This window comes from Vibrio sp. 1557, assembly GCF_033340175.1.
In the GTDB taxonomy this organism is placed as follows: Bacteria; Pseudomonadota; Gammaproteobacteria; order Enterobacterales; family Vibrionaceae; genus Vibrio; species Vibrio alginolyticus.
Genome location: NZ_JAWOVZ010000016.1, coordinates 93,292 through 103,508 on the forward strand (window position 1 = coordinate 93,292; position 10,217 = coordinate 103,508).

General features: G+C 44.3%; 7 protein-coding genes and 1 pseudogene. 5 read left to right on the forward strand and 3 right to left on the reverse strand.

From position 1 onward, the window contains the following. Nucleotides 1–70 precede the first annotated feature (70 nt). A complete protein-coding gene (locus R7070_RS17530) occupies nucleotides 71–1,714 on the reverse strand; it encodes a methyl-accepting chemotaxis protein (protein WP_256900724.1) in 1,644 nt (547 codons plus the stop codon). Between the two features lie 331 nt (nucleotides 1,715–2,045). Between R7070_RS17530 and R7070_RS17535 the strand changes: the two genes are divergently transcribed. The 5 genes from R7070_RS17535 (at nucleotide 2,046) to R7070_RS17555 (ending at nucleotide 8,047) form a co-directional block, all read left to right on the forward strand. Then, nucleotides 2,046–2,867, forward strand: coding sequence for a phosphate ABC transporter substrate-binding protein (locus tag R7070_RS17535; RefSeq protein WP_005375153.1), 822 nt, complete (start codon nucleotides 2,046–2,048; stop codon nucleotides 2,865–2,867). Between the two features lie 100 nt (nucleotides 2,868–2,967). Beyond that, complete coding sequence (gene pstC / locus R7070_RS17540) at nucleotides 2,968–3,900, forward strand: phosphate ABC transporter permease subunit PstC (protein ID WP_005375154.1); 933 nt, start codon at nucleotides 2,968–2,970, stop codon at nucleotides 3,898–3,900. Between the two features lie 22 nt (nucleotides 3,901–3,922). Continuing rightward, a complete protein-coding gene (pstA, locus tag R7070_RS17545) occupies nucleotides 3,923–4,786 on the forward strand; it encodes a phosphate ABC transporter permease PstA (protein ID WP_005383923.1) in 864 nt (287 codons plus the stop codon). Between the two features lie 60 nt (nucleotides 4,787–4,846). Beyond that, the gene (gene pstB, locus R7070_RS17550; protein WP_005375156.1) at nucleotides 4,847–5,596 is read left to right on the forward strand and encodes a phosphate ABC transporter ATP-binding protein PstB; all 750 of its coding nucleotides are present in this window, start codon (nucleotides 4,847–4,849) and stop codon (nucleotides 5,594–5,596) included. Between the two features lie 327 nt (nucleotides 5,597–5,923). After that, entirely contained in the window at nucleotides 5,924–8,047 is a 2,124-nt protein-coding gene (locus tag R7070_RS17555) for a GGDEF domain-containing protein (protein WP_025768552.1), read from the forward strand. Nucleotides 8,048–8,176: 129 nt separating this feature from the next. Here the strand turns inward: R7070_RS17555 and R7070_RS17560 are convergent, their stop codons facing one another. Both R7070_RS17560 and R7070_RS17565 read right to left on the reverse strand, forming a co-directional pair. Continuing rightward, nucleotides 8,177–9,823 carry a BatD family protein gene (locus R7070_RS17560; protein WP_050550099.1) on the reverse strand — a complete coding sequence of 549 codons (1,647 nt, stop codon included), beginning with the start codon at nucleotides 9,821–9,823 and terminating at the stop codon, nucleotides 8,177–8,179. Nucleotides 9,824–9,827: 4 nt separating this feature from the next. Further along, nucleotides 9,828–10,217, reverse strand: a pseudogene (locus R7070_RS17565) (hypothetical protein); the annotation flags it as partial.

A 10,217-nucleotide genomic window follows, 5' to 3' on the forward strand; every position in this document is an offset into this window, starting at 1 on the left:
ATGATAGGCTCCGCCAGTGCGGAGCTTTTTCTTTTCTAACCTTTGGAACTTATCGTGTTGAGCAGAGTATTTAAACTTGGAACTGCTTAAGTTGATGTTTTTGATTTTCTGCTAAACCAGACAACTCTTGCGCTGCCGCGGCGGATTGAGTGATACCAGTGACGTTCTGGCTCACTAGTTCATAGATGTTCGTTAAGTTGTTGTTGATATCAGCCGTAACCTGTTTCTGCTCTTCTGATGCGGTCGCAACTTGAGTGTTGATTGAGTTCAGATCGGCGATAGCATTACTGATATTAGCAAGTGATTGGCTAACTTCTTGTGTAAGAGCTTGGTTGTCTGACAACATGGCTAAGCTGGAATGCATACTTTCATTTGCGTGACCAGATTGTTGCTGTAGCTCTTCTATAATGGTTTGGATCTCTTTGGTGGACTCCTGAGTTCGCGCTGCCAGCATACGTACTTCATCGGCCACTACCGCAAAGCCTCTGCCACTTTCGCCCGCTCGTGCAGCTTCAATCGCTGCATTCAGTGCAAGTAGATTCGTTTGCTCAGAAATACCTTCAATCACTTCGATCACGCGACCAATGTGTTCTGATTGATCTTTTAGCGAAGTTACGACGGCAGCGGCTTCGTTAAGTTGTTCCGCCATCTTTTCACTTGCGCGAGTGCTTTCCCCAAACATGCTTATACTTTGTGAGGTTAACGTACGTGCTTGATTTGATGCACTATCGGCTTCTTGTGCATTGGTCGATACTTCAGCTGCGGTCGACTCTAGCTGATTGATCGCCGAGGCTACTTGCTCAACTTCTTGCTTTTCTTGATCCGAGTTGACGCTGCTTTGAGTCATAACAGTTGCTAACTCGGTTGATGCTGATGCCACATCTTCACTAATGCGAACCAATGCGCTTACAGTTTCACGCAGTTTTTCTATGGTCTGGTTTACATCTCGAGCCAGCTGAGACACTTCGTTTTTCCCGATGGCTTCGGCCTTAACTAGTAGGTTTCCCTTCGCGACTTCCTGCATCGTTACTTGAAGGTTACGAATCGGCGCAACGATGTAGCTGGCGAGTACCCAACTAATAAGTGAAGCGGCACTCAAGATCACCGCAAGCGAGACGGCGCTGTAAGTTAGCGTGGTTGAATGTTGTTCGCCATTCGTTTCGACTTCATCGGTGACGATTTGATTCAATTGTTTAGATAGTTTGTCGATGGCGTTGATCATCGCTTCGCCAGCTAATCGATACTCAGCCATTGCAGATTCGTACTTTTGATTGAAATCAGAGGTGGTGTAATCAGAAGAGTGTTTAGTGGTGAGCAGAGGTGTCATGGTAACGCGAGTGAAATCAACATAGTGATTCATGGCCTTACGCATAGCATTGACTTCATTTTGAACGCCAGGGAGATGGTCGATGGAGTTAAGAAAATCGCGGTTTTTGTTTTGTCGCTCAGAAAGCTCTTGGTTGAGAGACTGAACATCTTCGGCTCTAAATAGACTATAAATAGCTTTGATGCGCATGGCGTAAGTGTTGTCTACGATGCCGCTAAGTTCCTCTTTGTGAATGATTAGCTTATGGGTGGAAGCCGAAACCTTATTGAATGCTTGATCGAGTTTACCGATTCCGACACTCAGTCCAATGATGAGTAATATAACTGTGAATAGAACAGGCAGAAAAACCTGAAGTTTAATAGAAAGCGTACTAAGAAATTGACGCATGAGATTGACCCTCTATCGGTTTAATTATTATCTTTTTTATAAATAAGCATTTCGATTTTAATTGTTATATTTGCCAAATCAATGAGTTACTCATATCTAATTGTTATGAAATGTACCAAAATCGATGGGGTTATCATCTTGAACATGAGGCAACGTTATAAAAACGTTACGTTCAAATTGAGAGAGGGATAAGTCGCGGAATTAATAGTTAGAAATGACAACGTGTCATAGAGGGTTCAACTAAGTGAAACACAACTGTCATATTCAAATTCTAAAGTGAGCACCGTTCAAGTGAAACACAACGGCAATAAAGCCACTTAAGGAAATTGTGATGAAAAAGACAGTAATCGGTGCAATCGCACTTCTAGGCGCAATGGCAGTGACTCCTGTTTCTGCTAAAGAAACTATCTCTGCAGTGGGTTCTAGCAGCGTAACTCCACTGATGGAAGTTTTCTCTGAAACGTACATGAAGAAGAACCCTAACGTATTTATCGAAGTTCAAGGTCCTGGTTCTTCAGCTGGTGTAAAAGCAGCGAAAAATGGTTCAGCAGACCTTGGTATGTCTTCTCGTAATCTAAAAGACTCTGAAAAAGAATCAACACTAATCGAAGAAGTGGTTGCTCGTGATGGTATCGCAGTGGTTGTTAACCCACAAAACAAACTGCCAGGTCTAACAGCCGAGCAAGTGACTGCAATCTACAAAGGCGAAGTATCAAACTGGAAAGAAGTTGGTGGTGCAGACAAGCCAATCGTAGCCATTACTCGTGACACAGCTTCTGGTACTCGTGGCGCATTTGAAGACATCATGTCTCTAAAAATGAAGATTTCTGGTAAGAAGGTATCAGCTATCTCTCAACGTGCTCAAGTTGCAAACGGTAACGGCGCACTGAAAACAATGGTTGCATCTAACCCATACGCAATCGGCTACATTTCTCTTGGTACTGTAGACAACACTGTTAATGCGCTAGCAATCGACGGCGTTGATGCAACGGTAGCTAACGTTAAAAACGGTTCTTACAAAGTAGCGCGTCCATTCCTTGTTCTTTACAAAGAAGGCAAGCCATCAACAGAAACGCAAAAATTCCTAGACTGGATGCTAACTGACGAAGCGCAAGCGCTAGTTGACCAAAAAGGTTACATCTCAGTTAACTAATCCCATCGGGACTCTAAAGTTTGCTCAGCCCAACGTTTCGGGCTGAGCCTTTTCTATCCATTGTGTTCAACGGCATTGCCCAGAACCGTGAGATTTTTAAATGACCATCGCAACAAATAGTGAAAAGCTTATGAATACTGACGCTAGAGCTATCAGCAAGTCAGGCCTACGCGAGAAGCGTCGTGTAGACTGGAAAGAGCGCATCTTCCACGGCTTGTTCCTAACGAGTGCCGTAATCGGCATTGTTTCATTGGCCGTTATTGCATACTTCATCGTTCGAGAGAGTATTCCGGCATTCCAAGAAGCAGGCGTATCGGGCATTGTCTTAGGACAAAACTGGTTACCACCTGCGCTTTACGGTGTCGCCACCATGATTGTGGCATCTATCGTATCGACGGCTGGTGCTGTCATTGTTGGGGTTCCAATTGGTGTTCTGACCGCCATTTTCATCGCTGAAATCGCACCAAAGCGATTAGCAGACATTATCCGTCCAGCGGTTGAGCTGCTAGCCGGTATTCCTTCAGTGGTCTACGGTTTCTTCGGTCTGGTTATTATCGTTCCATTGATTCAGAAGGTATTTGATGTACCTGCAGGTAACACTATCTTGGCCGGTATTATTGTTCTTGGTGTGATGATTCTACCAACAGTAATTACGGTATCTGAAACGTCTATCCGCGCTGTCCCTCGTACTTATAAAGAAGGTTCTTTGGCACTGGGCGCATCGAAAATCTACACCATCTTTAAATTGCTCGTTCCAGCGGCTCGCTCAGGCATCATGACAGGTGTGATTCTGGGTATCGGTCGTGCATTAGGTGAGACCATGGCGATTATCATGGTTATGGGGAACGCGCCGGCAATGCCAGAAGGCATCTTGGATTCGGCTCGTACACTAACTGCAAACATCGCTATTGAAATGTCTTACGCAAGTGGTGTTCACGCGAACGCACTTTACGCTACAGGTGTAGTACTTCTGGTCTTCATCATGTCGTTGAACGCTGTACTACTGTACCTAAACCGAGAAAAAGCGAAGTAATCGCTCGTTAAAGGTGACTATTATGGATCGCGCAAAACTGAAAAAAGCACGCCAGTTCAAAGATAATGTCTTTAACGCATTTGTCTGGATCTCGGCAGCACTAACGGTAGGTTTTTTGTTCTGGATTATCTGGTACATCCTATCAAACGGTCTACAACACGTAGATTGGAACTTCATTACTGATAACTATACGCGTACAGGTGAAGAGCATGGTATCTTCCCAATGATTGTGGCGACCATTTACATGGTTATCGCTTCTATCGCAGTGGCAGCGCCACTCGGTATCATGACGGCAATCTACTTGACCGAATACGCGAAAGTGGGCAGTCGTTTGGTGAAAATCATCCGATTCTGTACCGAGTCATTGGCGGGTATCCCGTCGATCATTTTCGGCCTGTTTGGTATGACTTTCTTCGTGGCGATTCTTGGCCTTGGCTTCTCGATTCTATCGGGTGCATTGACGCTAAGTATCCTAATCCTGCCAGTGATCATCCGTACAACGGAAGAAGCGCTGATGGCAGTGCCACAAACTTACCGTGAAGGCTCTTATGGCCTCGGTGCTTCTAAGATTTACACTATCTGGCGTTTGATTCTTCCAAGCGCAATGCCAGGTATCTTAACCTCGGTCATTCTAAGTATTGGTCGTGTCATTGGTGAGTCTGCTCCAGTATTCCTGACAGCAGGTATGGTTGCACGTATTCCGGATTCTTTATTGGATTCAGGTCGTACGCTAACCGTTCACCTATACAAACTGACTACCGAACTGTTTACCGTTGAAGAATGGAATCAGGCTTACGGTACGGCAACAGTGCTTATCGTAGTTGTTCTCTTGATCAACATGGTAACGAAACTGATTGCTAGACGTTTTAACACCGCAACTTACTAACAACACTAATTAAGAACGCACGTTAAAAGACACGAATTCAAGAATTAAGAGATTAAGACAATGAACAAATTTGATATTGAAAACCTAGACCTATTCTACGGTGACAACCAAGCACTGAAATCGATCAACTTACCAATTCCAGTTCGCCAAGTAACTGCACTTATCGGCCCGTCAGGTTGCGGAAAATCAACGCTTCTACGCTGTTTGAACCGAATGAATGATCTAATCGAAGGCGTGAAAATTACAGGTAAATTGGCGATGGACGGCGAAGATATTTACGGCAACATTGATGTTGCTGACCTTCGCATCAAAGTCGGCATGGTATTCCAAAAGCCAAATCCATTCCCGATGAGTATTTACGAGAACGTGGCTTACGGCTTACGTGCTCAAGGTATCAAAGACAAAAAGACAATTGATGAAGTGGTAGAGCGTTCGCTGCGCGGTGCTGCACTTTGGGATGAGGTGAAAGATCGCCTTAAATCACACGCATTCGGTCTTTCTGGTGGTCAGCAGCAACGTTTATGTATTGCACGTACAATCGCGATGGAGCCGGATGTGATTCTGATGGATGAGCCAACGTCGGCACTTGACCCAATTGCGACACACAAAATCGAAGAACTGATGGAAGAGCTAAAGAAGAACTACACCATCGTTATCGTGACTCACTCAATGCAACAGGCGCGTCGTATCTCTGACCGCACTGCGTTTTTCCTAATGGGTGAACTGGTTGAGCACAACGATACGCAAGTGATCTTTAGCAACCCTCAAGACGACCGTACTCAAGGCTACGTAAATGGTGATTTCGGTTAATCCACCGTATTTACAAGCATAACTAAATAACTATAAGCGATGGTAACTTTGCCCCTCTTGATGAGGGGCCTTTTTCTTTTTAAGTCGTAGGCTTAAAACATCTACCAACACAAAAATCTTGTAAATAAGTACAACTTTCCTCCCCAGTTTATAAAGCATGTAACTTATGTGAAACATGGCTTTAAAAGTGCTGAAGAGCTCTCGAATGTAACACTAAGTCTGATAATTTTGCGAATGACTTAACAGCTCAAATTTGAACGTATTGATTGCATATCATGGCCTAAGTAGTTTTTTATCGAGGATAAAAAAGTAGATTAGGTTGGTAGGGTGAGTTTAAGAAGTTTTACAAGAAAAGTGTCTTCAACGAGGGACCATCGGTTGCTAGCGGAGGCAATCTTTGATCATTTAGAGAGTCTGTTCTCCCCTCAAGCCCTCGCTATTTTTGAAGATCCTTCAATTAACCCTCGTCATTCAATGAGCTTCTCTCGCGGAGAGCTTTACCCAACCCAAAACTATCCTGAGACATTCTGGGAGTGGGCAAGTCAGTTTGATACCTCTGAAAGCATCATACCTCTGGCGATCAACACTTGTAACTGGAATCACACCCGAGATTTAGGCGGTGATAGTTACATCATGATGCTCGACAACACGCCTATCAAACGTACCTACCTACTGATTCAATCTGTACATGCTCGCACAGCACATAATATCTATGAAGAAAGTTACGACGCAATGCAACTCGCAGCGGCGCGTTGGCAATGTATTCGTGCTGAAAAAAATGCCTCGAAAGAGATCAGGCACAGAGATATTCGTGAAGCGCAATATGTTGATGAGATTAGCCAACGCGAGCGCTTTATCGAAAATATGAAGTTAGTTCAGCAAGTTGCACTCGAAATCTCTAATCCTGATTCTTTAAAGGACTTGTACTACAAAGCCGTCGAAGCGTTACGTGAACGACTTGGGTTTGATCGCTCTACACTGATGCTTCTCGATATGAAAAAGCGCAGCTTCAGTGGTACATACGGCACGGATGAGTCAGGAATTACGATTGATGAATTTCACACACAATACGATTTACACCAACTTAGCGAGGAGTATATCACCGCGTTATCTAGCCTTGAGAGCAACTTAGTGATTGTAGAAGACGCGCCAATATACACAGCAGGCAAGGTCATCGGGCAGGGCTGGAATGCGATGTTGATTTTACGCGATGGCAATGAACCGTTTGGGTGGTTCGCGCTAGATAACTTTATTCATCGTAAGCCGATAACGGCATATCAAAAACAGATGTTGGACTCGTTTGGTTCACTCTTCTCTCAAATTTACATTCGTAAGCGCCAAGAACAAAACGTACGCATGTTGCATTCAAGCATGGTTGAGTTATCACGTTGCACTACTGTCAGTGGAGTATGCAAATCGGCCGTCACTTTCGCCATTAAAAATCTTGGTATTGATCGAATGGCGGTGTTTTTAACTGATGAAAATTGCTCTTACATGCAAGGAACGTGGGGTACCGATATTCAAGGTAATGTGGTGGATGAATCTTACTTCTTTGGCGAAACCCAAGATTTCTCTCTTATAAATCTGGCTCGCTCAATGCCAAACGAAGTCGCATTTGAAGAATCAGTGCCTATTTATCATGACTGTAATATTGTTGGCTTTGGTTGGGCTGCGATGACGGTATTGACTTCAAATAGCAGTGGTCCTATCGCCTTTATCGCTGTTGATAATTTGCTGACACGTGCGCCGTTAACTTCTCAGTTACGTGAAGTGATTCGTATGTTCGCGTCCAGCTTAGCTGAAGTATTGCAACGTACTCAAGCTCAAGAGGCGATTCGCGAATTAAACGAAAACTTAGAGCTGGAGGTTCAGAACCGAACAAAAGAGTTGGAGGAAGCCAATCGACAGCTTGAGGTACTTTCTAAGCTCGATCCTTTGACGCGTCTTGGTAATCGCCGCATGTTAGAACATGTGATGCAAAAATATTGTGCCCTAGAGTGTGAAGACGACATGTCGTTTGGCCTGATCCTGATTGATATTGACCATTTTGGCTTATTCAATAATCACTATGGTCATCTCGAAGGCGATATCGCATTGATGCGAATTGGCTATATCTTGGATCATCATACCAAAGGTGAAGATGAAGTTTTTTGCCGTATCGGAGGTGAGGAGTTTGCATTGCTCATGATTGGTTCTGAGCAAGAGGAGGTTCGACTGAGAGCAGAGTGCATTCGTCAGTGCATCGAGGGCGAGGGGATAAAGCATCGACATAACCCAGAAGGGGAGTTACTCACCGTTTCAGTCGGTTACTCCTGTTATAAAGCGAAAGGCAAAGACTTTAATTTCGACCATTTATATCAGTTGTCGGATAAGGCACTCTATCAAGCGAAGAATCATGGGCGAAATTGTGTAAGGCGATACGAATACGAGCCCCAAGTGTTTGTTGAGTGAGTGATGTTCATAAGAGCAACTTGATAGGGAAGGGGGCGGCGGTTGGTGCTCTAGATAAAACCGCTAAAGCAAATTTGGCCGGATAAGAGAATGGGCAGCTCATGAGAGCTGCCATTGTTATCTAGTTATTTATAGCTTTTCGAGCTGGTGGTCGGTTTTTGTTACGTTTGCTTTGCCAAGGTTTTGAATTTTCGCTAGCAGCGAATCAGGGTTCCAAGGTTGTTGGTTAGCACTAAAATACGCTTGATTCATGGCATTAAGCTCTTGCTTAATTGCTTGTACGTCGCCAGGGTTTAGCCTGTCTTGATGAGTGGTTAAATACTCATTTACAGAGCGTTCAATTTTCGCAGCATCGCCCTCTTCGATGACTTTTTTTAGCGCGTCGATGCAAAGTGGTTGCTCAGTATTTGAAACCGTTCCACTCGCTGTTATTGACCGCTTTTTCCATGCCCAAATAGCGATTCCCAATGTCATTATCCAAAGCCCTAAGAAAACAAAGGTTAATGTTCGCCAGAGACTGTTTACATCGCCGCTTGATTCAGGACTAGGGGCTGACACTAAAGGCGCTGAAAGAGGCGATTCCGGCAACGTGATTAGCCCAGTGTCATTTTTCTCTACGTCTAATGTTAGCTCTGGTAACGTTGTTTTCTTCGCTTCATCATTTTGACTGTCCCACCAGTTCAAGTCGTATCCTGGTAAGGTATATTTCCCGGCCTCTGTAGGAATAATGACTTGCTTCACCGTCATGGTAACGGTGCCATCTCTCGCGCTATCGAACTTAGGTTGTTCGGGATACACGCGCAGTGAACTCGGGTAACTAATATTGACTCGTGGCAGATATTCGGCTTGTGTACCGCGAGCCTTAACTTGAATGGTTCGAGTGAGTGAAGAGCCTTGTTTTACTGTGTTGATCGCGTTAGTCGACAGTAGATTACCTTGATCGTCTTGCCAGCTCTGTGTCATTTCTAACGCTGAAGCAGGAAGCCATTCACCTTTAAATTCGCTCGGAATCGGTTTGACCGTGATTGGCATGCGTTCCGCTTTGGTGTTGATAGGCATTATTTTGGTTGAGCCCGTCAAGCTGTCGCCATAAATATAAGAACCGGTCAGTTTAGGACCTATCAAGGTATAAGTGCCTGGTTGATTGGCCGTTAAGCGAAACGACTGCTCTATGATCGCTACTTCTAACCCATTTAAGATCTTCTGTCTTTGTTGTAAGCCACCCAGTGCCTCAAGCTTCATGCCTTTAATCTGCGGAGGTACTATTTGCGGGTTATCTAGGCGTCGAGTGTCCGCTTTAATTAGAAGTTGTATACGTAATGTTGCAGATTGCTGAGGGTAGAGCGTACTGTTGTCGACCGTAATATTGAAGCTAAATAGATCATCAAGATTGGGGTCTGTTTGGCTCGCGTTGACACGCAGTTTGATCGGCTCCGTTCTCATACCATCAGCGGAAAAACTTGGAATAGTCAGAACACCTTCTTTCATTGGTGCAATTGAGATACTCCACTCGGTACGCACTGATTTTCTTCCGTTAATGTTATTGCTAGAGCGGCCATAACGAGGTTGACCCAAGAAGAAGTCTTTCTCTAGAACACTGAAGTCGATTGAGTCTGAGCTGAGCTCAGTATCTGAAATGATTCTGAGGTTAATCACTTCATTCTTGGCTACTTGTGTTTTATTCACACTAGCTTGAAGTGTCTGTGCCATCACCGAGAAACTGGATATTAGGCTGGCCACAAAAATAAAGACCAGTTTTACGCCTTTGTTCATCACAGGCTTACCACTCCTTTTGAGATTGTTGTGGAGGTTGTTTTTGTTGCGCTTGAAGTTGCATTTGCGCACGGATCAAAAAGCTTGGGTCGCGAGCACTTTCTACTGCTTCTAGTCGACGGAACTCAGGATCATCCTGATGCATTTTTTCGGGATGCGCTTTAGCCTGTATTGGTTCACCTTGATCCTTCACTTGCTTGTCATCTCGTTGCGGTTGATGTTGTTCCGTTTTTTGTTTTTCTTTTTTATTTTCAGAATCTTGCTGATTTTGTGACTGTTGTCCTTGCGCTTCTTTCCCTTCGTTTTGAGACTTTTGTTGCTGTTGCTGTTGCTGTTGCTGTTGCTGTTGCTGTTGCTGTTGCTGTTGCTGTTGCTGTTGCTGTTGCTGTTGCTGTTG